Here is a 25,522-nt window from a genome sequence, read left to right on the forward strand (position 1 = left end):
ATGATCTGTTTTACAAGGCGAAGCCTGTTGAGGGCGGTGCTCGGCGCGGCGGTCGGCGTGGCCGGATTTGCGTCTGCCGCTCCGGCGGACGAATTCCCCGCCGGCCCGATCAACATGCTGGTCGGCTACGGCGCGGGTGGCCAGACGGACCTCGTGGCGCGTGCGGCCGCCAAGGTGATATCCGACCAGCTCGGCGTTCCCGTCAACGTCGTCAACAAGCCCGGCGCCGGCGGCGCGGTTGCGGCACGCGACCTCATGCAGGCGAAGCCCGACGGCTACACCATGCTGTTCCACTCGAACACGGTGGTGAATTCGGCATCGTTCATCATGGAGCGGGTCGATTTCAAGCCGGATGATTTCGAATATGCCGGCATGATCACCGCCTATCAGGTCGGAATGGCGACCCAGAAGGATTCGCCATTCGACAACATCACGGAGTTCGTCGCTTGGGCGAAGGAGAACCCCGGCTTCAGCTATGGCGCGCTCAGCCCCGAGGCGCGGCTTTACATGGAGGAGATCGCGAAGAAGAACGATCTCGACGCCAACATCGTGCCCCTGCAGAGCGGCAGCGAGATGATCAACGCCCTGCTCGGCAAGCAGGTGGTGCTCGCCTTTTCCGGAGGCATCCACTACCGCTATCCCGACGAGTTGAAGACAATCTCTGCGCTCACGACCTTCCGCCATCCCTCCGCGCCCGACGTCCCGACCATCGAGGAGGAAGGCTATCCATTGGGGATGGATTCCCGCACGACCATCTTCCTGCCCAAGGGTACGCCGCAGCCGATCCTCGACCGGCTTGGCGAGGCGCTGAAGGCGGCCGAAAGCGACGCGAATTTCAAGAAGGTCACTGACGCCGCGGATATTCCCATCATGTATCTGGGCGTCGACGAGGCCTACCAGGAGATGGAGAAAACCTACGCCAAGAACAAGGAGATCATCGAAGGCGCCGGACTTGCCGCGAACTGATCGATCCGATCCTTCGCCGCGGGCGCGACTGCGTCCGCGGTAATCCTTCAAGCGAATACCGGGAAGCGGCGATGTTCCAGCCCCTCAAAGGCGTGCGCGTGATCGACCTGAGCCAGGTTCTGGCAGGTCCCTACGCCACCTACCAGATGGCCCTTATGGGCGCCGAGGTGATTAAGATAGAAAAGCCGGGTGAAGGCGATTGGACCCGCACCGGCGGCCCCCTGCCCGACCTCTCGGAGCGCCGCATGGGGTTGGGCTTCCTTACGCAGAACGCAGCCAAGAAATCCGTGACGATCAACCTGAAGACGCCGGACGGCCTCAAGCTTGCCAAGCAGCTCATATCGACCGCGGACGTGTTCGTCGAGAACTTCAAGCCGGGTGTGGCCGGGCGGCTCGGACTGGGCTTTGAGGCCGTCCGCGAACTCAGGAACGACATCGTCTACTGCTCGATTTCCGCCTATGGGCAGAACGGACCGCTGAGCCGGCGCCCCGCCTACGATCACGTGATCCAGGGCATGTGCGGCATCATGCTGACCACGGGAAAGCCAGGCGGCGGGCCGACCAAGGTGGGCGCACCCTATATCGATTTCGCCACAGGCATGAACGCGGCGATGGCAGTGATGGCGGGCCTGCTAGAGGTGAAGCGGATAGGAGAAGCTGTACAGGTCGACGTGGCGATGCTCGACACCGCGCTGATGCTGATGGCCTCGCTGGTGACGCAGCACCTTTCGGCGGACTGGACGCCCGTCCAGAACGGCAACGAGGCCTGGAGCGCCAGCCCCTCGTCTGGCGCGTTCGAAACGGCGGACGGCCTTCTGATGCTTGCGGCCAATAACGAACCCCAGTTCAGGAAGCTCTGCCGGGCCATCGGCCGAAAGGACATACTGGACGATCCGCGCTGGCTCACGCCGCAGGCGCGGCAAGAGAACGGCCAGAGCTTGCGCGAGACGCTCAACCGCACCTTCCTGACCGGGTACGCCGATCACTGGGAAAAGGTTCTGGAGCAGGTGGATGTGCCGGCGGCAAGGGTCCGCGGCTTGGACGAAGCCCTTGCAGAGCCTCATATCCGGGCCCGGGGGCTGACAAGTGAAGTCCGGATCGACGGATACAACGCGGCTATCCACGTGCCTGCGATGAGTTTCAGGGCGAATGGCGCGAGCGTCGCCCCGCAAGCGCCGCCCTCGCCGCTTGGTGCGGACACCGACTCGGTTCTGCTCGACCTGGGTATCGATCAGGAAGAGCTCAAGGCGCTACGAAGCGCGGGCGTGATCTGATGGGAAAGTCGGCCGCAACCGGGGACTACCGACCTCCTTCAGAGGAGGGCGGGGCCCTCACTCAAACGATCACGATCGGCGACGGCGATGGCGCGCCGATGGCGTTGACCTGCCGCAGACCCGAGGACGAGATGCCGAAGGCGTTCGTCATCTTTTGTCATGGACTAGGCGCGAGCGGGCGGGACTACGCTGAGCTTTCCAGGTTCTGGGCCTCACACGGCTATCTCGTCATACACCCGACCTTTCCGGACTGGGTCGGCGCCGTCGCGGCTGCGGAGCCGCAGTTGGGCTTCGATCCGAACACCGAGACGCTTGCCGAATGGGCATCCATTCCCGAGCTCAGGGCGCGCATGTACGAAATCCTGCACACGCCTTCCTATTGGCTGGAGCGGGTCCGGATCGTGCGTCTGGTGATGGCCGAGATGGACGCCGTTCTAGGATCTGCTTTGGGCACCCGCGCCCGGCCTATCCCCGGCGCAATCGCCGGGCATTCCTTCGGCGCCTACACCTCCCAGCTCTTCGCAGGGGCCGAAATCGACGTGCCCGGCCAGGGGACATGCCGGTTCAAGGATGATCGGTTCAGGGCCGCTATCCTGCTAAGCGCGCAGGGGCGCGACCAGCAGGGGTTGCGCAAGGGCTCATGGGACGGAATGACCGGCCCGGTCCTCAATGTGACGGGAACGCTCGACGAGGGTGCTAAGGGGCAGGACTTGCGCTGGAAGGTGGAACCCTACAAGCTGGCTCCGGCCGGCTCAAAATATCTCGCCGTGCTCGAAGGGGCGGACCATTATCTGGGCGGCCTCACATTGACCGATCCCGCGTCCGGCCTCCCGCATCAGCGCAACGCCGTATCCCAACTCACACTGGCTTTTCTAGACGCCTACGTGACGGACTATAACAGCGCAAAATTGTGGCTGGCATCAATTCCCGACCACATCGGCACCTGTCCGCTGCTATTCAAGCAGAAATAGAGCGCTGGTGGTCACGTGGACCCAATGTTGCGCGCAGATGACAAGCCGCTCGACGTCTCGCCTGCGGCGCCGAGTAACATCGTTCCCACGGTCGAAAAACGCGTGCGCTCCAACGAGGCGGAGAAGGAGGCAATTGGACGGCGGCGGCCGAACTCCTCGCGGACGACCGTGCAACTACTTCTCCGTTATAAGCACGTTCGACGATCTCGCCCGTTCGGGTAAGGTGCGCCAGTCGGCCTGTCGGCGGAGTCGATATTGGTTGCGGGGTGATTTGAACCTGCACGCTAAGGCATTGATTCGTGGTGATGCAAACCAGCGGCGAAGTTGGCCAGAGTTGGCTAACTATTTGGCCAAACTGGATTATCTTGGATTGAACTGGTTGCGGGGGTGCGCAACCAAATACGCTCACTTGCGCTGACGGCTTTTCCCGTACGCTCTCCTACACCATCGTACTCCGCGCGCATCACAGCCCCTGCAACCGTTTGATGAACTGGCCCTTGCGTGTGTGGCGCTCGCGGATGGCGGCGAGACGGCGGAGGAAATCGGCGATGGCACCCTGCTCGGCGGCAAGCTGTTTAAGGTCGGCAAGCAAGGCCGTGGCGCGGTCGTAGCCGGAAGCGTTGCGGCGCTCGATCTCGGTTTCGATCTCTGTCCAGACGCTGTCGCCCCGGCGTCTCACGGCATCGAGACGGGCGCGGCGCGCCTTTTCCGCCTCTTGCGCCCTGCGGCGTTCCTCAGCCCGCCGCCGCTCTGCTTCGGCGCGTTCGCGGGCATTGCGTATTTCCCGCGCCTTCGCGCGCAGTTCACCGACTGTGCGGCGTGGGCGGCCACCGTCCAAGCTTTGCGCGCGGGCGCGCCGGCGCAGTAGCGTGCCGATATGGACGTCACCCTCCATCAGTCGCATGAGAAGGTCGGTCTTTTCCCCCTCAGCAAGCCCGGCGACGACGGCGCGCAACTTCTCGGGAACCAGTTCCTGTTCATATCGAGAGGCGGCCGCCGCCTCCACCAAATCACGGTCGATGTCGAAGAACGCCGCCGCCGCTTCGAGCGCGCCGGTCAGTGGGCCGATGCCGGGCAAGGGCTCCGGCGTATCGTCCGTTAGCAGATCGTCTGCAACGGCCGAAAGCCAGAGAAGATAGAACAGCCGCAGATCGCCGGCGAGAATATCGGCGCGCAAAGACGAAAGCGCGGCAAGCCAGCCGGTGCCATCGTCCCATGCGTCATAATCCGGCTCGACCTTATCCCGGCAGATGTCAATGATGGTGTGCTCGCCATTGCTCCATAGCGTCACCCAATCGACCTCGTCCTGGAATGCACCTAGCCCTTGTCGGTCGATGAGGCGTTTCGGCACACGCATCATGAGCCGCCGCGTGCCCCAATTGGCGAAATAGAGATGCAGGTCGAAGCAGTTCTCCATCAGCCGCTTCGGGTCGCCTTTGAAATCGCCCCATTCATAATGATTGGTGAAGCTTGTCGCCGTAATCCGCGCCCGCGTGGACAGGCCGCGCAGTGCCTCCTGGTCGGCCTTGGTCAGCGGCCGGTCAACGGCTTGAAACTCGTAATATTGATATTCGCTCATACAATAGACCTTCGGGGAGAACACACCCTTCAATCAGTCGCATATCGCAATGCCTCCAACAACGGGCGCAGTTTGTGTTTGCGGCGATGCGTTTCGATGAGCTAGCATAGGATAGACGCCGACAGTATGCCGGCCGCGCAAATGCCTCTCGATCACCGAGTCGGTCACGGGCAGAAAGGCGCGATGCGGGCAATCGGCGCATTTGATTTTCGGCTTGCCGCAAACGCCTCGCACCCATTCATTGGAACAGGCGGGCGCATATCCCGCCTTTCCGGTTCTGGCGCTCTCCCACCTTCTCGGAAACACATCTTCGCGGCCCCGAAACAGCGAGCGGATGAGGGCGATTTTCGCGACCGGCGGCGAAGCACTGGCTACGGCGCCTCAGCTACCGGCGGCGCCAGACGGTCCGAATTGCCGGGAACGGTTCTCTTCACCGCTTCCCGCGCCACTCGCAGGCTGGCAAGCCTTGCCTCCAACTCCACCTTCTCGGCGTCGAGCTGAGCCAGCCGCTCACGAATGGCGGCGATTTCATCAGCCTCCATCGTGTCAAGCGGCGTGTTCTTGCGATCCTGCACCGGCGCGGCTCATTCTCGGAGATTGCCGTGAATCCCCTTTTACCGTCTTTGCTCTGCAGCCGACCACCCTCAATCGTCGCGCGCAATGGCGATTAACGTGATATCGCCGATCAACACAGATCTTCGGCCCAACCGCCGCCATTTGCAGTATGGATCAACACCTCATCGTTCGGCTCCAACGGCACGTCCGATGCGAATGCGTAGTCCTCGCGCTCGCCGTTGGACCTGATGACCGAGAGGCCATTGGTGCCGCCGTTCTCGCCGCCGGCCAGACCCCAGGCTGGCTGGCGGTTGCGGCTGTAACCGGTCGAGAGCACTGCGGGAGCGCGAACGCGGTAGCTAAGTGACAGGCCTTTGCCGCCGCAATGCCGGCCACGACCTTCATCGGTTTCGTTGAGCCGCTTGAATCCGACATCGATGCCATAACGCGCTTCGCAGATCTCGACCGGGCAATTGAAGGTCTCGCCGTGGCTTGCCGAATACATGGCATCGAGCCCGTCGCGCTCGCAGGTGGCGCCCCAGCCGCCCATTTGCGGCTCGACCATGGTGTAGCGGCGGCCGGTATCGGGATGGTCGCCAGCGATCACCGTGCCGCAGATCGAGGCGAAATGGCCGGCCGGCAGCCGACCGGGCATGGCGCGTGCCATGCATTGCCACAGCATGTCGTAGAGCCTTATGCGGGTCTCGAAATAGTAGCCGTGCGGCGCGTTGCCGGTGGCATGGAAGACGGTGCCGGGTACGGTGATCACCTCCAGAAGACGGAAGGAGCCGCCATTGGCAAAGAGGGTGGGATCGGTGAGCGCCTTGAAGATCATCTGCGCCGAGATCACCGCGCCGTCGCGGCTGGTGTTATAGGGCGCGCACCGTTGCTTGGGATTGCCGGTCAGGTCCACCGTGAAGCGGTCGGCCGAAACGGTAATCGAGGCGCGCCACAGAGCGCCGTCGTCCTGCTCCTCCTCTATCTGGTAGCTACCGGCCGGAAGGGTGGCGAGGCCGGCAAGGGCGCGCCGCTCCCCTTCCTCGAAGAGTGATTCCAGAGCGTTGTTGTAGGAGGAAAGGCCGTAGGTTTCTACGATCTGCTTCACGCGCGACTCCGCCTTGCGGCCTGCCGCCACCTGTGCCCAGAGATCGCCTTCGACGAAATCGGGCAGGCGCGAATTGGCGGCGATGATCTCGAAGACGGAGCGGATTGGCTTGCCCGCTTGGAAGAGCCGTACGGCCGGCAGGCGCAAGCCCTCCTGGAAGATTTCAGTAACGTCGACGGCCATGGAACCCGCCGTCTTGCCGCCGACATCGTTCCAGTGGGCGATGGACGCCGTCCAGGCGACGAGCTCGCCCGCCGCGAAGACGGGCAGCGCGATCACCACGTCGTTGAGATGCGTCACACCGCCGAAATAGGGATCGTTGGTGACGAAGACGTCGCCCGCGCAGATCGTCTCGAGGCCGTTCAGTTCGATGATGCGCTTGACCGCCTTGTCGAGCACGCCGACGAAGGTGGGGATGCCGGCGCCGGAACTCACCAACTCACCATGCGCGTCGGTAATGCCCGTGCCGACATCGAGCACCTCGTAGATGATCGGGCTCATCGCCGTCTTCTTCAGGACCGCGAACATCTCGTCGGCGGCCGCCACCATGCTTGCCTGGATGACGGTAGCGGTGATGGGATCGTCGGCGCGCGTGTCCATGGCGCTAGGCCCCGCTCACATGCAGATCGCGCGGCAGCGAGGAGAAGATTTCCGGCCCGTCGGCGCGCAGGATGACGATTTCTTCCAACCGGATGCCGAAGCGGCGGGGGATGTAGATGCCGGGCTCTATGGAGAACACCATGCCCTCTTCCAGCACCGTCTCGGAGGTGGCGGTGATATAGGGCGGCTCGTGGCCGTCTATGCCCAGGCCATGGCCGGTGCGATGGACGAAATATTCGCCGTAGCCGGCGTCCGAAATCACCCTGCGGGCAGGAGCGTCGACCTCCTTCGCCTTCACGCCGGGGCGCGCGGCGGCAAGTGCCGCTTCCACGGCGCGCTCGACGATGGTGTGCACCTGGCCGTAGCCCTCGGGCGGGCGCCCGACGGCGGCCATGCGAGTGATGTCGCTCGGCAGGCCGCCCTTGCGGGCGCCGATGTCGATGACGACCGCGTCGCCCTCGGCCAGCTTGCGTTCCCCGGTCTGGTGGTGCGGAAAGGCGCCGTTGGGGCCGCTGCCGACGATGGTGAAAAGAGGAATGGCGCCTTCGGAGGCGAAATGGTCGCGGATGACCGTCGCCAGCTCCTTCTCGCTCATGCCGGGCTTGATGGCGGCGAAGGCTTTCTGCAGGGCCCTGTCAGCAACGGCGGCACTTGTCTTGAGCCGGGCGAATTCGCTCTCGCCCTTGCGCATGCGCAGCGCACCCACCGTCTCGCCGGTAAAGGTATGCTTCGCATCCGGCAGCGCGCCGAGCAGCCGCAGGGCGAAATCGGCGCGCATCGTCTCGTCAAGCACGACGGATTTCGCCTTGTCGGCGCCGATTGCTCCAAGCGCCGCAGCAAGAGCGGCATCCGGGCGCTCGTCGTCGCTCCAGGTATGGAAGGCGATATCCGTGTTCTCGCGCGAGCCTTCCGCATTGAGTGCGGGCATGAGGAAACATTCGCCGGCTTCCGAAACGAGCAGGAGGCACGGCCGCTCGTCGGCATGCGGGTGAAAGCCGACCAGCCATTGCATGTGCGAGCCGGGGCCCAGCGCCACCAGATCAGTCTCGGTCTGCCGCATCTTCTCGCGCAGCGCCGCCAGTCGGGTTGCAGTTTCAGTCATGGGTGTTTCCTCGTGTTTTTTGCTCGATGGGGTCACGCCGCCTGCCGCGCGGGGCCCGGCGCCTCGGCCGGAACGACGATGCGGTTTCCGAAGATCTCGCCCTCGTCGAAGCCGCCGATGTGGGCGATCTCGTCCTCCGGCGGCGCCTCGCAGGACCATTTGCGGCTCGGCTTCCAGCCGCACTGGCGCTTCAGCACCGCGGCATATTCGGCGCGCTTGAGGGTGGCGATGGAAGGATCGATCACGGGAACGCCAAGGCGCGCCTCCACATCGCGGTAGAAGCCGACCTCCATGGTGCAGCCTAGAATGAGGGCTTCGGCGAAATCCTCCTCCACCGCCTTGCGGCCGGCCTCCAGAAGCCGGCGTTCGGTCTCTGCATGGTCGGCCTGGAATTCCGTCACGCCGAGCTCAACATGGTAGAAGCCCGCCAGGCGATGCTCATGGCCGTGCTCGCGTACGGTCGCCGCCATCTGGTGCACCCATTTGCGCCGTCCGACGATGATGCCGAAGCGGTTGGAAAGGCTCGCCGCGATTTCGCAGGACGCCACGCAGGGCGCCGTCACGATCATGTCGCCGGAAATCTCGCGCGCGTCGTGCAGCGCCGTGTCGTAGAAGCAGCCGATGGCGAAGGCGTCGAAGTCTTCCTTCGCCGCCTGGCGTGCAGCGCGGATGATGCCGCGCGTGACCATCGCCTCATAGGAGCGGAACTCGATATGGCCGAAGCGGCCGTTCGCCTCCGGCAGCGAGGTGACGTGCACCTCTGTGCCCGGCAGCTTGTGGTCGCGCGCCATGGCGGCGAAGACGTCGTCATGGGCGGCCGAGCCCGCGACGGGGCTGAAATACATGATTTTCAGGGGTTGTTCGGTCATCGTCCTGCCTCCCTTTCTAGCCGGCAAAGCCGTAGATCTCCTTTGCCCGTTCGGGCGTGATGAAGCCGTTGCGGACATCCTCCCTGACCTTCTCCGGATCGCGCGCCTTCGGGTCGCCGATGCCGCCGCCCGTGCCCGTGACGATGCGGATGACGTCGTCCTTGTTCACGGTCAGGCTGGAGACGAAGGAATAGCGCTCTGTGCCGCCCTCGCGGCGGATGACCTCGACATAGTTGGGCGAACCCTCGCGGCCGCCCTCGAGCGCCCAGGGCAGGACCTTGGAGCGCGTATAGCCCGCCGTCAGGAACGAGCCATCGACGCGGATGCGGTAGTCAAGGCGGATGCCGTGGCCGCCGGTCCATTGACCCTCCCCGCCGGGCGCCGGATTGAGCTCCATGCGGTCGACGAAGAGGCCATTGCGCGCTTCGGAGATCTCGGCCGGCGTGTTGAAGGTCTCGCCGTGGAAGCCGGAGAAGATGGCGCTGTTGCCGTCGCGGCCTTCGCTGGCGCCCCAGCCGCCGAGCTGCGGCTCGATGATGGTGTAGTGGCGGCCCGTATCGGGATGGGTGCCGCCGATGAAGGTGCCGCAGATGGAGGAGAAATGGCCGGCCGCCAGCCGCTCGGACGCATGGTTCGCAAGGCAGCGCCACATCAGGTCGTAGACCCTGACTTCCGTCTCGAAATAGAAGCCGATGGGCGCCGGTTCCCTGGCGTGGAAGACCGAGCCCTCGCGGGTCAGCAACCTGATCGGCCGGAACGAGCCTTCGTTGCAGGGCGAATAGGGGTCGGTCAGCGACTTGAAGATCATCTGGGCGCAGACCATCACGCCGTCGCGGCTGGTGTTGGTGGGGCCTGAGTCCTGGTCGGGGTTGTCGCGAAGGTCGACGACGAACTCCGTGTCGGAAATCGTGATCTTCACATTGTAGATACGGCCGTCATCCTGTTCCTCCGAAAGTGCGAAGGTGCCGTGCGGCAGCCTGGAAAGCTCCGTCAGCGACACTTTCTCGCCGAAATCCATGAAGGAGGCCATGGCCCGCTCGAAGGTGTCGATGCCGTATTTCCCCGCCAGCTCGGCCAGCCTTTTGGCGCCGATACGCACCGAAGCGATGGCGGCCCAGACATCGCCTTCCAGGAAATCGGGCATGCGCGAATTGGCCTTCATGATCTCGAAGACGGGCTTTATGGGCTCGCCTTCGGAGATCAGCTTGATAGCCGGCAGGCGCAGGCCTTCCTGGAAGATCTCCGTCGCCTCGCCGGACAGCGAGCCCGGCGCGATGCCGCCGATGTCGGAATTGTGGGCGATGTTGGCCGTCCAGGCGATGATGCGGTCGCCGACGAAGACCGGCATGGCGACGACGATGTCGTTCAGATGCGTCACGCCGCCTTGATAGGGATCGTTGGTGGTGAAGACGTCGCCCGGCTGGATGTCGCCCGGGTGATCGAACTTCTCCACGATCACCTTCACCGCCTTGTCGAGGACGCCGATGAAGGCGGGGATGCCGGCACCCGAGCTTGCCAGCCGGCCCTTCGCATCGAGGATACCGGTGCCCATGTCCAGCACCTCGTAGATGATGGAGCTCATGGCGGCCTTCTTCATCGCCGCGAACATCTCGTCGGCGGTCGCCTGCAGCGAGTTCTGGATAATCTCAAGCGTGATGGGATCGTTTGTCCTGTCGCTCATCTCCGCCTCCTATTTGAGTTCGATGCGGATATTGCCGTAGCCGTCGACTTCCACCGCGTTGCCAGGATGGACGACGATCGTGCTGCCGGGATCTTCGACGATTGCCGGGCCTGTGAATTTCATGCCGGGCTCCAGCTTCTCGCCGTCATAGATCGCCGCCTCGTGGATGCCTTCCAGCGCGTAGTCCACCTTGCGGCGACCCTTGAGCACCGCGTCAGCCGCCGCGCCGGTTGGCTCTCGCCTGGTCATCGTCAGCTTGCCGACTTCGGCCGAAGCGACGAGATGGATGCCCACCATTTCTACCGGCGCGTCGAGCCGGTAGGTGTATTCGCGCTCGTAGGTCTCGTGGAAGGCGGCCTCGATTGCCGGCAGTCGGTCGTCGGTGATCTTGCCGCTGTCCAACAGCACTTCCGTCGTGTGCTCCTGGTTCTGGTAGCGGAACTTGCCGTAGCGCAGGAACTTCACCTTCGAGGCGTCGATGCCCTCGGCTTCGAACTGCCTGATTGCCCGCGCCTCGGTTTCGGCGAAGACGCCTTCGATGCCTTCGGCCGCGCCCGGCTTCAGGTCGGCCAGGCGCGTGACGAAGTAGTCGCGCCTGAGGTCCGACATCATCATGCCCCAGGCGGAAAAGACGGAGGCCGCAGCCGGCACCACGACTTTCTTCACGCCCAGTTCCTGCGCGAGCGCTACCGCATGCATCGCTCCGCCGCCGCCGAAGGCGACCAGCGTGAAGTCGCGCGGGTCGTGGCCCCGGTTGAGTGAGACGAGCTTCAGCGCGTTGACCATGTTGTTGTTGGCGATGCGGATGATGCCGCGCGCGGCTTCGTCTGCATCCACGCCGAGCTTCTCGCCTACCGCCTTAATGGCCTTCTCCGCCGCCGCCATGTCGGCCTCGATCTCGCCGCCGCAGAAATAGTCGCGGTTGATGCGGCCGAGCCAGAGATTGGCGTCGGTGGTGGTGGCCTCCGTGCCGCCGCGACCGTAGGCGGCCGGTCCAGGCACCGCGCCGGCCGATTGCGGGCCGACATGCAGCTTGCCGAACGCGTCGACCCAGGCGATGGAGCCGCCGCCATTGCCGATCTCGACGAGATCGACCACGGGCACCATGATCGGATAGCCGGCGGTGGTGCGGTCGCGCTCGATCCAGTAGTCGGTCATGATCTTGACCTGCCCGTCCTCGATCAGCGAGCACTTGGCGGTCGTGCCGCCGATGTCGAGCGCGAGCACATCGGGCTCGTCGATCAGCTTGCCGAGCTCGGCAGCACCCCAGAATCCCGACGCCGGGCCCGATTCCACCATGGTGATGGGGATCTGCGAGACGGCCTCCAGCGAGTCGACGCCGCAGTTCGATTGCATGATGTAGGGGCTTTTCCCGAAGCCCTTTTCCTTGAGCCCGCCCGCAAGTCGCGAGAGGTAGCGCTCGGCGATGGGCTGGACATAGGCCGAAAGGACGGCCGTGTTGGTGCGCTCATATTCGCGCCATTCGCGGGTGATCTGGTGCGAGGCGACTACCGCCGCCTCCGGCCACAGCTCCCTGACCTCCGCAAGGGTGGCTTGCTCATGCGCCGGATTGGCGTAGGAATGGAGGAAGCTGACGGCGACAGCCTGAACGCCGTCGGCCTTGAAGTCCTCGAGGATCGCCGGCAGAGCGGAGAGATCGAGCGGCGTCATCTCCTCGCCGTGATAGTTTATGCGGCCCGGCAGCTCGCGGCGCAGATAGCGCGGCACGAAGGGCTTGGGCTTCTCGTAGTGCAGGTTGAAAAAGTCCGGTCGGTTGCCGCGCGCGATCTCCAGCGTGTCGCGGAAGCCCTCGGTGGTGATCAGCCCCACCTTGACGCCCTTTCGCTCGGTCAGCGCGTTGATGACGACGGTCGTGCCATGCGCCAGGAAATCGACCGAGGCGGGATCGACGCCGCCCTTTTCCAGGACGTTAAGCACGCCCTCCTCGAAATTCGGCGGGGTGGTGTCGGATTTGGCGGTTACGATGCGGGCGATGCCCGAATCCGAGCCGGTCTCGAAGCAGACCAGATCGGTGAACGTCCCGCCGACGTCGGTTGCCACGCGGATTGTCTTTTCGGCCATCATGCGGCTCCCATGTGCTGGTCCAGTTCCTTCAAGAGAAAGCAGGCGGCGCCGGGCAGTTTCAGCCTCTCGGCGGCCTCGATCTTCTCTTGCGTGTAAAAGCCTTCCTCGTGCAGGCAGTTGATCGTGCCCGCCACTTCGCCTCCGATGACCACGGGGACGTTGATCACCGACGCGCAGCCCAGCGACTGGATGAGTTCGTGGTCGTAGAAGACTTCGGCGATGCCTGCGATGTCGTTGGCGACGAAGATCTGTTTCTCCTCAAGCACCTGCCGCGCCCAGTCAGTGGTGTTGACGGGCTTGGTGCCCGAGACGGGATAGGCGTTCGGCATGTTGGAGAAGAAACGTTCGGCGACGCCCGAAGCGGCATCGAAGCGCATCAGCGTGAAGAGCTTCACGCCGACGGTGTCCGCCGCGAGCTTCCACAGCGCCTCGTAGGTCGCCTGTGGCTGCCGGCACTTCGCCATCGCCTCGACGAACTGGGCGTAATCAGGCATCTCCAACGCTTTCCTCCTTTTGCGTAAGGCTGTCGCGCAGCCTTTCTTCCTGGCGCGTGACAACGGGCACGGCGCCGATCAGCCCGCGCGTGTAGGGGTGTTTGGGGGCGGTGAAGATCGCCTCCACACCGCCCAGTTCGACCAGCCTGCCCTTTTCGAAGACGGCGACACGGTTAGCCACGTTGCGCACGACCGACAGGTCGTGGGTGATGAAGATGTAGGTGAGGCCGCGACGATCCTTGAGTTCGTTCAGGAGCTTCAGGATGCGCGCCTGGACGAGCACGTCGAGCGCGGAGGTCGGCTCGTCGAGCACGACCAGATCGGATTCGCAGGCAAGCGCGCGGGCGATCGCCACGCGCTGGCACTGGCCGCCGGATAGGGCCGCCGGCGAGCGCGAGCGGTAGTCGGCGGGCAGCCCGACTTCCTCCAGTAGTTGTCCGACCCGGTCCCACCGCCGCGCCTTCTCCCCGATCCCGTGCACATCGAGCGCGAGCCCCAACGAAGCGCCGACGGTGCGTCTGGGATTGAGCGAGGAAAGCGGGTTCTGCTGCACCAGCTGTATGGCGCGGCGGTGAGTCAGGTCGCGACGAGCCGGAAGAATCTCGCCGCGGTAGGAAATGGTGCCCGCAGACGGCGGGTAGATACCGAGGATCATGTTGGCGATGGTGGACTTGCCCGAGCCGGACTCGCCGACGATCGCCAGGCATTCGCCCTCCTCGACATCGAAGGAGACATCGTCGACGGCCACCACCTTGCGGCCGCCGGCGCTGAAGATCTTGGAGACGGACTTGACCGACAGGAAGTGCGTCATGCCGCCCCTCCCGGCTCGCCGCATCCTTCATGCACGACCATAGGCGCGAAATACTCCTCCGCAGCATCACGGATTTCGGGGATGCCGCCGCCGGTGATCCGCGGGATTGCATCGAGCAGCGCGCGCGTATAGGGATGGCGCGGATCGTCGAAGAGGCCGGCTGCCGTGCCGTGCTCGACGATGCGGCCCTTGTAGATGACGTAGACGCGGTCGGCGAATTCGCGCACCACGCCGAGATTGTGCGAGATGAAAAGCACGGCCGTGTGGTGCTTCACCACCAGGTCGCGCATCAGATGCAGCGTCTGCGCCTGCACGGTGACGTCGAGCGCTGTGCCCGGCTCGTCGGCGATCAGAAGTGCGGGCTCGTTGGCGAGCGCCATGGCGATCATGACGCGCTGGTTCATGCCGCCGGAAAGCTGGAAGGGATAGGAATCGAGCACGCGCTGCGGATCAGGAATGAAGACTTCCGCCAGCAGGGCCGAAGCGCGCTCGCGCGCTACCTCCACGTTGATCGCCGGCTCACCGCGCTTCAGCACCTCGTGGAACTGCGTGATGACGGGATAGACCGGATTGAGCGACGAGGTCGGATCCTGGAAGATCATCGACATGCGCGTGCCGCGCAACCGGTGGCGCTCGGCGGCGGACAGTTTGCTTAAGTTCCGGCCCTCGAACTCCAGCAGTCCGTCGACACGCGCCGAACGCGTCATCTGCAGGAGTCCGAGGATGATGCGCGCCGTCACCGACTTGCCAGAGCCGGACTCACCCACCAGCGCCACGCGCTCGCCCCTGCGGATGTGCAGCGATATACCGTGCAGCACCTCGATCAGCCCGGTGTAGGTCCTGAACGACAGATGCAGGTCGTCGATGCGCAGCGTCGGGATGGCGGCTTTCGGAAAGGTCATTGGTCGACCCCCAATATCTCGCGCAGCGCGTCGCCCAGCAGGTTGAAGCCGAAGACGGCGACCAGGATGGCAAGGCCTGGAAAGACCGTCAGCCACCAGGAATCGGGCAGGTACTTCGCCCCGTCCGCCACCATGGAACCGAGATCCGGCGTCGGCGGCTGCACGCCGAGCCCGAGAAAGGAGAGCGAGGAGGCGATCAGGATGACGAAGCCCAAATCCAGCGTCATCTTGGTGAGAATGGAGGGCACACAGTTCGGCAGGATCTCGCGGAAGATCACGTGCAGCCTCGAGGCGCCGATGATCTCGGCGGCCAGCACATAGCCCTCTTCCTTTTCGCCGCGTGTCAGGTTGTAGACGAGCCGCGTGTACCAGGGCCACCACATGGCGGTGACGGCCAGCATGCCGTTGGTGAGCGTCGGCTCCAGAAGCCCCATCATCGACATGGCGAGCACCAGCGGCGGGATCGACAGGAAGACGTCGGTGATACGCATGAGCACATATTCGGCCCAGCCGCCCAGATAGCCGGCAAACAGACCGATAGTCACGCCGATGGGCACCGCGATTGCCAGCACCACCACACCCAGCAACAACGAGATACGATAGGCGTAGAGGATACGGCTGAAGAGGTCGCGGCCCACCAGATCGGTGCCGAAGATATAGGGCCAGCCCGGCGCGCGGTTGAAATTGGCGAAGTCCACCACGGCGCCGCGATGCTCCGGGAAGGGGGCGATGAAGTCGGCAAAAACGGCGCCAAGGACGACGGCGGCAATCAGCAGAACGCCGAATGCCGACAGCGGATTGGCGATCAGTATGGCGGCCGTGCGCTTCATGCGGCTGCCCTCTGCGACAGGCGGATGCGCGGATTGATGAAGGCGATCACCAGGTCGACGATGATATTCACGATCAGGAACATCGCCGAGATGATGAGCACCGTGCCGACGATGGCGTTCAGGTCCTTGCGCAGGATGACGGCGACGCCGTAGCGCGACAGGCCGGGCCAGGCGAAAACGGCCTCGACCAGGAAGGCATTGCCCAGCATGGCCGCGAAATCCAGCCCTATGATGGTGAGCGAGGGGATCATGGACGGCCGAAAGGCATAGCGGTTGGCGATGCGGCGTTCCGGGAAGCCGTAAGACTGCGCCATCTCTATGAATGGGCGGTCGTAGGTCTCGACCATATTGGAGCGCGTCAGCCGGGCTGCCTGTCCTATGCCCGAAAGCGCCAGCGCGAAGGCCGGCAGGACGATGTGCCAGGCGGCATTGCTGAAGGCTGCAAGATTGCCCGCCAGCAGCGTGTCTATGAACAGGAAGCCCGTCACATGGGGTATGGCGTAGCTGTCGGCGATACGGCCCGCGATCGGGAAGAGCGGCAGGAAAAAGGCGAAGAGCAGCATCAGGATCACCGCCCAGACGAAACTGGGTGCCGACACGCCGAGCAGCGAGGCGACGCGCACGGCATTGTCGACCCAGGTGCCGCGATAGCGCGCCGAGATGACGCCGAGCGGTAGGCCGATCAGGATCATCATGGCGCCGGCGACGAAGATGAGCTCCAGCGTGGCGGGCAGGAACTGGGCGATGTCGGCCGTCACCGGCCGGTTGGTGTAGAGCGAGATGCCAAGATCGCCCTGCGCGAGATCGCGGATGAAGTAGCCATATTGCACCGGCAGTGGTTCATCGAGATGCAGGCGCTGGCGCAGCGCCTCCACCTGCTCGGCCGTCGCATTGGGGCCGAGCGCGATGCGCGCGGGATCGCCGGGGATGACCCGGGCGATGGTGAAGATCAGCATGGACACTCCGACCAGCACGATCAGAGACATGCCCAGCCGCTTCAATATGAGGCGGGTGACAGGTGACATCTGCAGTCCATTGCGGTTCCGCCCCGGCCGGCGCTGCGACCGGCAGGGATGCGGGTGTTCTTACTCGCCGGTCATTTCCATGAGCCGGAAGGAGAAGCCCATGCCGTCGAGGCCGAAGGCTTGTGCCGGATCGCCGCTCAGCGCCGGCGCGTTGACGCGGTTGGAGGCGGCGAAGATTGACTGGCGGTCATAGGCGTAGATCGAGGGCGCGATCTCCATGAGCCGGTCGTTGAACTCGGCATAGGCGGCCTCGCGGCCCTCCGCCGTCGTCTCCGTGCGGCCCTTTTCAAGTGCGGCGTCGACCTGCTCGTCATCGAGATATTCCGGTGACTGCCAGGTGCCCGATGCCGAGGAATGATACATCGGATAAAGCAGCGTGTCAGGGTCGCCGGTGACAGCATTGACGAAGATCTGCGAGATGTTCGGCGTGTTCTCCGGCTTCGTCACCTGTTCGGTAAAGAGCGCCCACGGAACCTTCCGGATTTCCGACTTGATGCCGAGTTCGGCGAAATTGGCCTGCATCAGCAGCGCGAAGCGCTCCTCCAGCGGCACCTCGCCGATCCATGAGATCTCCAGCGTGAACTCCGACGGATCGTACTTGCAGTCGGCGAGATACTGCTTTGCCGCCTCCAGATTGCGCTCCAGGATGTCGGACGCCGGGTTGGCACCGTACATGCCGACTGGGATGGCGCCCGTCGACGGGCTGCCCTGCGCCACGTCCTCGGTGATCGCAACCATCTTGATGCCGGCCGCATAGTCATAGGCGTTGGCCAACGCCAGGCGGCAATTGGCGTCATCGAGCGGGGGCTTCGCCGTGTTCATCTTGATGTAGAAGGCGCCGCCGCCGGTCTCCTGAAGAAGCTGGGCGCCATCGGCGGCGAGCGACTTGATCACCTCCGGTGGGAGCCATTGCGAGGAAATGTCGTGCTCGCCCTGGGCGATCAGCGTGCGCACCGTGGCCGCCTCCAGCCCGTAGCGCAGGCGCACGGTGTCGGGGGCGGCATCAGGGACGCCGAGGAAATAGTCGGCGTTCCTTTCCATCACGGTTTCCTGTTGCGGATTGTGCGAAGTGACCTTGTAGGCACCGGTGCCGGCTGAGTTCGCCGACAGATAGGTCTGGCCCCAGTCGCCCATCTCGCCTTCGCCCTCGCCGAGGTTCTCCATCACCAGCTTCTTGTCGATGATGGGGAGCCGCACCAGCGAGGCGATGAAGGGCGAATAGGGCTGGCTGAGCTTGAAGCGCACCGTGCGCTCATCGACGGCCTCCGCCGCGTCCACATTCTCGAACAGGAAGGAGAGGCCCTGGCCCAGCGCCTTCATGCGGTCGAAGGAGAAGACGACATCTTCCGCCGTCATCGGATTGCCGCTCTGGAATGTGACGTCGTCGCGCAGGGCGAAGACGTAGTCGTTGCCGTCCGTCTCCCAGCTTTCGGCCAGATGCGGCACGTAGCCCGGCCCACCCTGCTTGGGGAGCACGAGCGTGTCGTAGACATTGAACATCAGGATGGAGTCGGCATAGTCCGAAGCCTTGCCGGGATCGAGCTCGCCGACGGCGACCTCGTCTAGGCGCAGGACGGTCTGGGCAACGGCGTTGGTGCCGGTGAGCACGGTAGCGGCAAGCAGTGCCGCTGCGAGTGGAAGCTTGTAGCGTTTCATTGTTCACACCTCTGTCTGGTGGTTGTTGCGCTTGTTTTTGTTTCTGCTGCCGCCATGCACCGCACCGCTTTCCTTGTGGTGCTCCTCGTTCAGGTCATCGCCAAAGACGTCCATCGTGCCGACCCAAAGGATGGTTGCCGGCCGATCCGAATGGTTCCACGACGAATGCGTTTTGGTGGAAGGGAAATGGAGCGAGTCGCCGGCCTCCAGCACGGTCCGCTCGCCGGCCACCTCGACGGTTACCGTTCCTTCCAGGAGGTAGAACATTTCTTCTCCCTCATGGGAGATCGGTTCGCTGCGATGGCCCGGCGGTTCGTGGATTATGACGCTACGCAGTACGTTTCCCGGAAAGGAAGAGGAGACGCGTTCATAGGTCAGCGAGTGGGGACTGACAGCATAAACCGGGCGCTGGTCGTGCCGGGTTATCGGCACGTTGCCCTTGGGCTGGGACAGGAATTCGCCGACCTCGGTGCCCAGGACCCGGGCGACGGAAACCAGCGAGGAAAGGGACGGGGCGGCGATGCCACGCTCGATTTGGGAAATGAAGCCGACGGACAGCCCCGAACCGACTGCAACTTCCTTGAGCGTCAGGCCGAGTGTGCGACGCCGTTTGCGCAACCGCTCGCCCAGCGGATGATAGCCTTCGGCTCCCGCAATCTCCCTGACCGCAAAGTTCGCCATTCCGCTCTCCATTTTAGTGGAACTAAAATTGAAGCAACACTAAAACCGCGCGTCAAGGGAGAATCCGGAACCAGCCACGGTGCCACTTCGAGAAATTCAAGGCCCAACTTGATCCAAGAGGTCACGCGCAGCGTGGATCTCCACACCTATGTTTTTGACGATTTCAGTGACGCATTCTGCCCAGGTTGTCTCCAAGTTCCGTTTGGTTGGTCGGCAGACCGCCAACACCCACGTCAATACGGAAAAGGCCGCCCTCCCAGGGACGGGAGGCCAAATGATCTTCGCCCATCGTGTAGCGTGCGGAGGTCACATAAAGCGTGTCCAAACGGTCTCCACCGAATGTGCAGCTTGTCGGCCACGAGCATGGCAATTCGACCACACGATCGATCCTACCGGCCTCGACGATGCCGCGGCCCAGCGATTCATAGACCTCGGTCCAACCCAGTGTGCGTACCTCTGCGCCGAGATGGCGCCACGCAGGCGCGGCGAGTTCGTCCAGGTGCAGGTGCAGCCGCAATCCGCTGATGTCGGCGAGCGATTCCACCGGCTTCTTCGCCACCATCACGCGATACCATGGCCGTCGAATCGCCGATCACCGTGATGCCCGCTTCCGTCTCGATCCGCTCGTGCCAACCCTCGATGAGATCGGAGGCCATGAAGCGTGACCAGTGCTCGCGGTCGTCGAACAGGAAGGGCGCGCTCACGAACTGCATCTCGGGCACCCATGCAGGGCGCTACCATTTGATGCTCCTTCAGAAGGCACACGTGTCCTTTCGGGCCTTCGTGCTGCCTCTCTGGGGCGGCCGCACACTCCGGTGTGGACGTTGAGAGATCTCGAAGGAGGCGCAGTGCTGCCCTCCTCCAGCCTCACCGATTGGCCGATCGCCTCATCGTCGGTGTATCCGAACTGCCGGACGGCCGCGCGATTGAAGGAGATTATCGTACCGTCCGTGTCGATCACAACCGTCGCGTCCGGCACCGTGTCCAGGATTGACCTGAGATGCGCTTCGCGTGCCAGAAGCTGTCGATCGGCAATCTCGGCGCGGTCGATATCCACCGCATCCACAAATCTTGCAATCGCAGAATAGCTATAGAGATTGGAGGTTTAGCTTTGGCGCCCGAGCCCTCTACGATGCAACTGTCGGAGGGTATAGGAGCGCTGCGCTGACACCCTGTTTTCCGAGGTTGCGCGGGAAGCGGCGTGTTGATGACCGGCCGGTGCTGAGAGGCTCAGAGTACCTCCGAGCCCGGGCGGCAGATCGTTATCCGCACCCTGTGCAAGGTGTGGGTGTCATTTCTTCAAGCACGCCCTATATCCCACCTCATCTTTTCGGGCAGACGCAAGTGCTGCCCGAGAAGAGAGCCGACGCTGACAGGCCAATACAAAAGAAAGCATCAGGGAGGAACTCGCATGCTGCATCATAGTAAGCTTGCAATGACCGCCCTCGCAGCGGTCAGTCTCCCGGTCACAGTGGCATATGCCCAATCCGGTGATACGATCACCCTCGGCGCGGCAGTGTCCCTGACCGGCAAATACACCACAAATGGCGAACACACGCAGCGCGGCTACGATCTCGCCGTCGACAAGATCAATGGAGCCGGCGGCGTGACAGTGGGCGACAAGGCCTACACGCTCGAAATCAAATATTATGACGACGAGTCGACGCCCGCCCGCGGGGCGGAGCTGGCGGAGCGCCTGATCCAGCAGGACGGCATCGAGTTCATGCTCGGACCATATTCATCCGGCATGACCAAGGCAATCGCCCCGGTGACCGAGGAGCACAAGGTGCCGATGGTCGAAGCCAACGGCGCATCCCGTTCGCTCTTTACCAATGGCTGGGAATACATCTTCGCCACGCTTTCGACGTCCGAGCAGTATCTGAGAGGCGCCATCACGCTGGTGGCCGAACATGCTGAGGAGCTTGGCAAGGAGCCCGGCGAGATCAAGGTGGCGATGGCGTTCGAGAACGATCCGTTCAGCCAGGACGTGCGCGCCGGCGTGCTCGATGACATGAAGGAATACGGCATGGAGGCGGTCATCGACGACCAGCTTCCGCGCGAGCTCAACGACATGACGGCGACCCTGACCAAGGTGAAGGCGCTCGAGCCCGATCTGCTGATCGTGTCCGGCCACTCCAAGGGCGCGGCCACGGCCATCCGCCAGATCAGCGAGATGCAGGTCAATGTGTCGGTGCTCGCCATGACGCATTGCGATTCGGCAGACATCATCGGCAAGTTCGACGAGGCAGCCGAATACACTTTGTGTGCGACCCAATGGGCGCCGACGCTGAGCTATTCGGACGATCTGTTCGGTTCGGCGGCCGAGTTCGCCGCGCTGTTTGAGGAGACTTACGGCTATGCCCCGCCCTATCAGGCGGCCGAGTCCGCCGCCGCGGTGCAGGTCTATGCCGATGCGCTGGAGCGGGCCGGCGAACTGGATTCGCAAAAAGTCAGAGACGCGCTTTCGTCCACCGACATGATGACGTTCTACGGGCCGATCGATTTTGACGAGACCGGCAAGAATGTCGCCAAACCGATGGCGCTCTATCAGGTGCTTGACGGCGAGTACAAGGTGGTGTCGCCGTCTGATTTTGCCGAGACCGATGCGGTCGTCCCGCGTCCGGCCATGTAGCGGACAGGGTCAAGACGGGCGGGCGGGGTCCGATCCGTCCGCCCTTGCGCCAAGACAATGAACGCTTGAACCGCGGTTTCCGCCCGTGCTGGACAATATCCAGATCCTCGTCCAGGCGCCCGTGATCACCCTGGACCTCGTGCTCAACGGGCTCCTCATCGGCGCCATATTCGCGCTGGCCGCCTATGGCATGGCGCTCGTTTGGGGGGTGATGAACATCATCAACATCACCCAGGGCGAGTTCGTCATCCTCGGCGGATATGTCGCCGTCGTCATGGGCATGTACGGCCTGCCGCCACTTCTCGGCGTACCGGTCGCCGCCATCCTGCTCTTCGTTCTCGGCTGGGCGCTCTATCATACTGTGATATTCAGAATAGTCGATCGCGACCTCTTCACGTCGGTCCTGGCGACATTCGGCATTTCCATCGTGCTGCAGCAGCTCATGAACACCGTCTTCGGGGGCGATGTGCAGATCGCCGATGCCGGGCTTGGAACCGTGTTGCTGATGGACGGGCTGGTGGCGCTCGCCGAGATCAAGCTCCTCGCATTCGCACTCGCTGCCGTGCTCGGCGCGACGCTGGTCGTGTTCTTGAAACGCTCCAGGTTGGGCCAGGCCATTCGGGCGACGGCACAGAATGCCCGCGCCGCACGGGTGCTCGGCATCGACACCGACCGCGTCTATGCCGCCACCTATGGGCTCAACGCAGCGATCTGCGGCGCGTGCGGCGCCCTCGTCGCCATGGCTTACACCATCCACCCCTATCTCGGACTGCCCTACACGATCCGTTCGTTCATGATCGTTGTCGTTGCCGGTCTCGGCAATCTGGCCGGCGTCATTATCGCCGGGCTCGGTCTCGGTGCGGCCGAGAATGTTGCGGGTTTCGTTCTCGGCACACAATTCCAGCTCGCATTCGTATTCCTGCTGCTGGTCGTCGTACTGGTATGGCGCAACTGGCGGCTGGCCAGGCGGCGAGAGTATCTGAAGTGAGGGCTCCATATGCGAAATTTGCCGGCTATCTGGCGATCCTTCTGGTCGGCCTTGCGGCGCCGCTCCTCTTTTCAGCCTACCAGTCGCAAATGGCGGAGCTGTGGCTCTTCATCGTCTTCGCACTGACCTGGGATCTGGTCGGTGGCCAGATGGGCTACAATTCCTTCGGCAACGTGGTTTTCCTGGGCATCGGCATGTATGCCTGCGCGGCGGTCCAGGTGGGCCTGTTCTACGAGGTCTCCACCTACAACAACGCACGCGGCGGCGGCGCCACGGTCTTCACATTCGATCTCGGCCAGTATCTCGAGGGTCTTGCTATCGGCCTTCCGGTCGGCGCCGTATTGGCCGCGATTGCCGCGGCCATTCTCGGCGGTCTGGTCCTCGGCATGCGCGGCCATTATTTCGCGATCTGCACATTGGGCCTTGGCATTGCCGCCGGCCAGATAGCGAATGGATGGGAATGGATCGGGGCCGGCTCCGGCATGGTGCCGCCCACGCCGCCTGCCGCGCTGGGTGATCTGTCCCGCTTCTACTACTTCCTCGCCATGGCGCTCGCCATCGCCACCTTTCTCGTTCTGCGCTGGCTCTACACGACGCGCTTCCGGCTCGCCATCAACGCCATACGGGACAATGAGGACAAGGCTGAATCCATGGGCCTCAAGACCACGCGGATCAAGGTCATGGCGTGGGTTATCGCCGCATTCTTTCTCGGGATCGCCGGTGGTCTTCTGGGCAACCTCAAGCGCTTCATCGACCCCATCGATACCGCATTCGCCGGCGCCACCTTCGGCGTCTGGATGGTGCTCATGGCCATCCTGGGGGGCAAGGGCACCCTGTGGGGACCGGTTATCGGCGCCGCCGTCTTCCAGGTCGTCAAGGAGACGACATGGACCTATCTGCTCGGCTGGCAACGCGTGGCGCTCGGGCTTCTGATCGTGGTGATCGTCGTCTTCTTTCCCCAGGGTATCATGGGCTATTTCCGCGAGCGCTTTCCTGCCCGTTTCGGTCACCGCGTCGAAGAGGCGGCGAGGCCCGATCGGGCGGAGGAGACGACAGGATGAGCACGATGCTGGAAGTCGAAAACGTTTCGAAATCCTTTGGTGGCGTCCGGGCCAACCGATCGATCAGCCTCAAGGTGGAAAAAGGCCGGATCGTTGGCCTGATCGGCCCCAACGGATCCGGCAAGACCACCCTGTTTTCCTCCATCGTCGGCACGCATCCGATTGACAAGGGCACCATCCGTTTCCAGGAGCAGGAAATCTCTCATCTTCGCGTGGCCGAGATTGCCCGCCTCGGCCTCATCCGCACCTTCCAGCAGACACGGATCTACGGTCGCATGACCTGCATAGAAAACATGCTCATCTCCACGTCTCAGAGAGGCGGGAGTCTCGTAAACCTCTTCCAGGTGCACAACCCGGAACGCGAGAAGCAGGCCGAGGACCTCCTGGCCTTCGTCGGCCTCCACGCCAAACGCAAGCTGCAGGCTGGCTCGCTTTCCTTCGGCCAGCAGAAGCTTCTGGAGTTCGCCATGGCGCTCATGAACGAGCCGAAGATGCTGATGCTCGACGAGCCGACGGCGGGCATCAATCCGACACTGATCAATGGCGTGATCGACCGTCTGAAGCAGGCCAACAAGGAATTCGCCGTCACCCTGTTTGTCATCGAGCACAATATGAACGTCATCATGAACATGGCCGAGCACATCTATTGCCTGGCGCATGGAGAGCTCCTGGCCGAGGGGCCGCCGGAACAGGTCAGAAATGATCGCCGCGTCATCGACGCTTATCTGGGGGCGCATTGAATGGCGACGCGAGAGAGGCAAAGCAAGAACCATATGCACCAGCGCCGGCGAGGCACCGTTGCCGGCAATGCCGACCCGGTGCTGTCCATCACGGATGAGGAGCGGCAAGCCGGGCAGTTTGGCGCCGGCGCACCATCGCTCGGCACACTCGACGAACTTGCGGGCGACGACGTCCTTTTGACGCTCGACGGCCTGCGCGCCGGCTACGGGCCAATGGAAGTTCTGCACGATTTCTCGCTAAGGGTCGGGCGGGCACAGTCGCTCTGCCTGATCGGCCCTAACGGCGCAGGCAAGTCGACCGTGCTTCACACGATCTTCGGCTTTACCAATATCTATGCCGGATCGGTCCGGATCGGCGGCAGTGACGTGACGCGGTTGAAGCCCAACGATAAGCTCAAGCGTGCCGGCGTCGCCTACGTGCTCCAAGACAATTCCGCCTTCCCCGACCTGACGGTGGAGGAAAATCTATGGATGGGCGGCTATCTCATGGACTCGCCGAAAGAAGCGAAGTCCGCCGCCGGGCGCATCTTTGACAAATATCCGCAGCTGGCACAGCGACGAGCCCTGCCGGCCCGGGTCCTATCGGGAGGCGAACGCCGTCTCCTGGAGATTTCACGCGCCCTCGTCATGGACCCGCAAGTGCTGCTGATCGACGAGCCCTCGATCGGTCTCGAGCCGCGCTTTATCGAAATGATATTCGAGATCATGGATGGTCTGCAGCACCGCGACGGCAAGACCATCCTCATGGTCGAGCAGAATGCGAAGAAAGGGCTGGAGTTTGCCGATATCGGCTATGTCCTGGTTTCCGGCCAGCTCGCACGCGCCGGCAAAGGCGCCGACCTCATTGCCGACCCGGATGTGGGGCGCCTGTTCCTTGGTCAGTAGCGAGGGAGCGCCGCCCGGCACCGCAATCGA

Annotated in this window: 23 protein-coding genes and 3 pseudogenes; 8 read left to right on the top strand and 18 right to left on the bottom strand. The window is 63.4% G+C overall.

The genetic code is table 11. The features are described 5' to 3' along the window. The 3 genes from GM910_RS09280 (at position 1) to GM910_RS09290 (ending at position 3,211) form a co-directional block, all read left to right on the top strand. Positions 1-966, top strand: coding sequence for a Bug family tripartite tricarboxylate transporter substrate binding protein (locus GM910_RS09280; RefSeq protein ID WP_159587243.1), 966 nt, complete (start codon positions 1-3; stop codon positions 964-966). Between the two features lie 71 nt (positions 967-1,037). Then, positions 1,038-2,240, top strand: coding sequence for a CaiB/BaiF CoA transferase family protein (locus tag GM910_RS09285; protein WP_159587244.1), 1,203 nt, complete (start codon positions 1,038-1,040; stop codon positions 2,238-2,240). After that, positions 2,240-3,211, top strand: a complete 972-nt coding sequence (locus GM910_RS09290; RefSeq protein ID WP_159587245.1) for an alpha/beta hydrolase family protein — start codon at positions 2,240-2,242, stop codon at positions 3,209-3,211. The genes GM910_RS09285 and GM910_RS09290 overlap by 1 nt, the downstream gene beginning before the upstream one ends. A gap of 463 nt (positions 3,212-3,674) precedes the next feature. On the opposite strand, the gene GM910_RS09295 is transcribed toward GM910_RS09290, so the two are convergent. The 18 genes and pseudogenes from GM910_RS09295 to GM910_RS09370 form a co-directional block, all read right to left on the bottom strand. Beyond that, entirely contained in the window at positions 3,675-4,790 is a 1,116-nt protein-coding gene (locus GM910_RS09295; protein ID WP_159587246.1) for a hypothetical protein, read from the bottom strand. A 33-nt stretch (positions 4,791-4,823) separates the two neighbouring features. Further along, positions 4,824-5,135 carry a TOTE conflict system archaeo-eukaryotic primase domain-containing protein gene (locus GM910_RS27800; protein WP_425482666.1) on the bottom strand — a complete coding sequence of 104 codons (312 nt, stop codon included), beginning with the start codon at positions 5,133-5,135 and terminating at the stop codon, positions 4,824-4,826. A 26-nt stretch (positions 5,136-5,161) separates the two neighbouring features. Next, positions 5,162-5,365 (bottom strand): hypothetical protein, encoded by a 204-nt coding sequence (locus GM910_RS09300; RefSeq protein WP_159587247.1) that lies wholly within the window; start codon positions 5,363-5,365, stop codon positions 5,162-5,164. A gap of 110 nt (positions 5,366-5,475) precedes the next feature. Further along, positions 5,476-7,050, bottom strand: a complete 1,575-nt coding sequence (locus GM910_RS09305) for a hydantoinase B/oxoprolinase family protein (RefSeq protein ID WP_159587248.1) — start codon at positions 7,048-7,050, stop codon at positions 5,476-5,478. A 4-nt stretch (positions 7,051-7,054) separates the two neighbouring features. Next, on the bottom strand, positions 7,055-8,152 hold the full coding sequence (locus GM910_RS09310; RefSeq protein ID WP_159587249.1) for a M24 family metallopeptidase: 1,098 nt from the start codon (positions 8,150-8,152) through the stop codon (positions 7,055-7,057). Positions 8,153-8,184: 32 nt separating this feature from the next. Next, complete coding sequence (locus GM910_RS09315; RefSeq protein WP_159587250.1) at positions 8,185-9,021, bottom strand: aspartate/glutamate racemase family protein; 837 nt, start codon at positions 9,019-9,021, stop codon at positions 8,185-8,187. A 16-nt stretch (positions 9,022-9,037) separates the two neighbouring features. Continuing rightward, a complete protein-coding gene (locus GM910_RS09320) occupies positions 9,038-10,702 on the bottom strand; it encodes a hydantoinase B/oxoprolinase family protein (RefSeq protein WP_159587251.1) in 1,665 nt (554 codons plus the stop codon). A 9-nt stretch (positions 10,703-10,711) separates the two neighbouring features. Next, a complete protein-coding gene (locus GM910_RS09325; RefSeq protein ID WP_159587252.1) occupies positions 10,712-12,784 on the bottom strand; it encodes a hydantoinase/oxoprolinase family protein in 2,073 nt (690 codons plus the stop codon). Then, positions 12,784-13,281 carry a GAF domain-containing protein gene (locus GM910_RS09330; protein ID WP_159587253.1) on the bottom strand — a complete coding sequence of 166 codons (498 nt, stop codon included), beginning with the start codon at positions 13,279-13,281 and terminating at the stop codon, positions 12,784-12,786. Before GM910_RS09330 ends, GM910_RS09325 begins: the two co-directional genes overlap by 1 nt. Beyond that, positions 13,274-14,092 (bottom strand): ABC transporter ATP-binding protein, encoded by an 819-nt coding sequence (locus GM910_RS09335; RefSeq protein WP_159587254.1) that lies wholly within the window; start codon positions 14,090-14,092, stop codon positions 13,274-13,276. The genes GM910_RS09330 and GM910_RS09335 overlap by 8 nt, the downstream gene beginning before the upstream one ends. Then, a complete protein-coding gene (locus GM910_RS09340) occupies positions 14,089-14,994 on the bottom strand; it encodes an ABC transporter ATP-binding protein (protein ID WP_159587255.1) in 906 nt (301 codons plus the stop codon). The genes GM910_RS09335 and GM910_RS09340 overlap by 4 nt, the downstream gene beginning before the upstream one ends. Further along, complete coding sequence (locus GM910_RS09345; protein WP_159587256.1) at positions 14,991-15,824, bottom strand: ABC transporter permease; 834 nt, start codon at positions 15,822-15,824, stop codon at positions 14,991-14,993. The genes GM910_RS09340 and GM910_RS09345 overlap by 4 nt, the downstream gene beginning before the upstream one ends. Beyond that, positions 15,821-16,849, bottom strand: a complete 1,029-nt coding sequence (locus GM910_RS09350) for an ABC transporter permease (protein WP_159587257.1) — start codon at positions 16,847-16,849, stop codon at positions 15,821-15,823. Before GM910_RS09350 ends, GM910_RS09345 begins: the two co-directional genes overlap by 4 nt. A gap of 60 nt (positions 16,850-16,909) precedes the next feature. Then, positions 16,910-18,505 (bottom strand): ABC transporter substrate-binding protein, encoded by a 1,596-nt coding sequence (locus GM910_RS09355; RefSeq protein ID WP_159587258.1) that lies wholly within the window; start codon positions 18,503-18,505, stop codon positions 16,910-16,912. A 3-nt stretch (positions 18,506-18,508) separates the two neighbouring features. Further along, a complete protein-coding gene (locus GM910_RS09360) occupies positions 18,509-19,186 on the bottom strand; it encodes a cupin domain-containing protein (protein WP_159587259.1) in 678 nt (225 codons plus the stop codon). A gap of 163 nt (positions 19,187-19,349) precedes the next feature. Continuing rightward, a pseudogene (locus tag GM910_RS27175) lies at positions 19,350-19,595 on the bottom strand (SMP-30/gluconolactonase/LRE family protein); the annotation flags it as partial. Positions 19,596-19,640: 45 nt separating this feature from the next. Next, positions 19,641-19,748, bottom strand: a pseudogene (locus tag GM910_RS27180) (TRAP transporter substrate-binding protein); the annotation flags it as partial. Between the two features lie 138 nt (positions 19,749-19,886). Continuing rightward, positions 19,887-20,237: pseudogene (locus tag GM910_RS09370) on the bottom strand (PAS domain S-box protein); the annotation flags it as partial. Between the two features lie 360 nt (positions 20,238-20,597). On the opposite strand from GM910_RS09370, the gene GM910_RS09375 reads away from it, so the two are divergent. From GM910_RS09375 to GM910_RS09395, 5 genes are all read left to right on the top strand, one after another. Continuing rightward, on the top strand, positions 20,598-21,818 hold the full coding sequence (locus GM910_RS09375) for an amino acid ABC transporter substrate-binding protein (protein WP_159587261.1): 1,221 nt from the start codon (positions 20,598-20,600) through the stop codon (positions 21,816-21,818). Between the two features lie 85 nt (positions 21,819-21,903). After that, positions 21,904-22,806, top strand: a complete 903-nt coding sequence (locus GM910_RS09380; protein WP_201285445.1) for a branched-chain amino acid ABC transporter permease — start codon at positions 21,904-21,906, stop codon at positions 22,804-22,806. Next, positions 22,803-23,867 (top strand): branched-chain amino acid ABC transporter permease, encoded by a 1,065-nt coding sequence (locus tag GM910_RS09385; RefSeq protein WP_246225931.1) that lies wholly within the window; start codon positions 22,803-22,805, stop codon positions 23,865-23,867. Before GM910_RS09380 ends, GM910_RS09385 begins: the two co-directional genes overlap by 4 nt. Further along, on the top strand, positions 23,864-24,607 hold the full coding sequence (locus GM910_RS09390; protein ID WP_159587263.1) for an ABC transporter ATP-binding protein: 744 nt from the start codon (positions 23,864-23,866) through the stop codon (positions 24,605-24,607). The genes GM910_RS09385 and GM910_RS09390 overlap by 4 nt, the downstream gene beginning before the upstream one ends. Further along, positions 24,608-25,492: an ABC transporter ATP-binding protein gene (locus GM910_RS09395; protein WP_246225932.1), complete on the top strand. Its 885-nt coding sequence runs from the start codon at positions 24,608-24,610 to the stop codon at positions 25,490-25,492. It abuts the gene before it with no gap. The last annotated feature ends 30 nt before the right edge of the window (positions 25,493-25,522 follow it).

This window comes from Chelativorans xinjiangensis (genome assembly GCF_009812055.1).
GTDB classification, from domain to species: Bacteria; Pseudomonadota; Alphaproteobacteria; order Rhizobiales; family Rhizobiaceae; genus Chelativorans; species Chelativorans xinjiangense.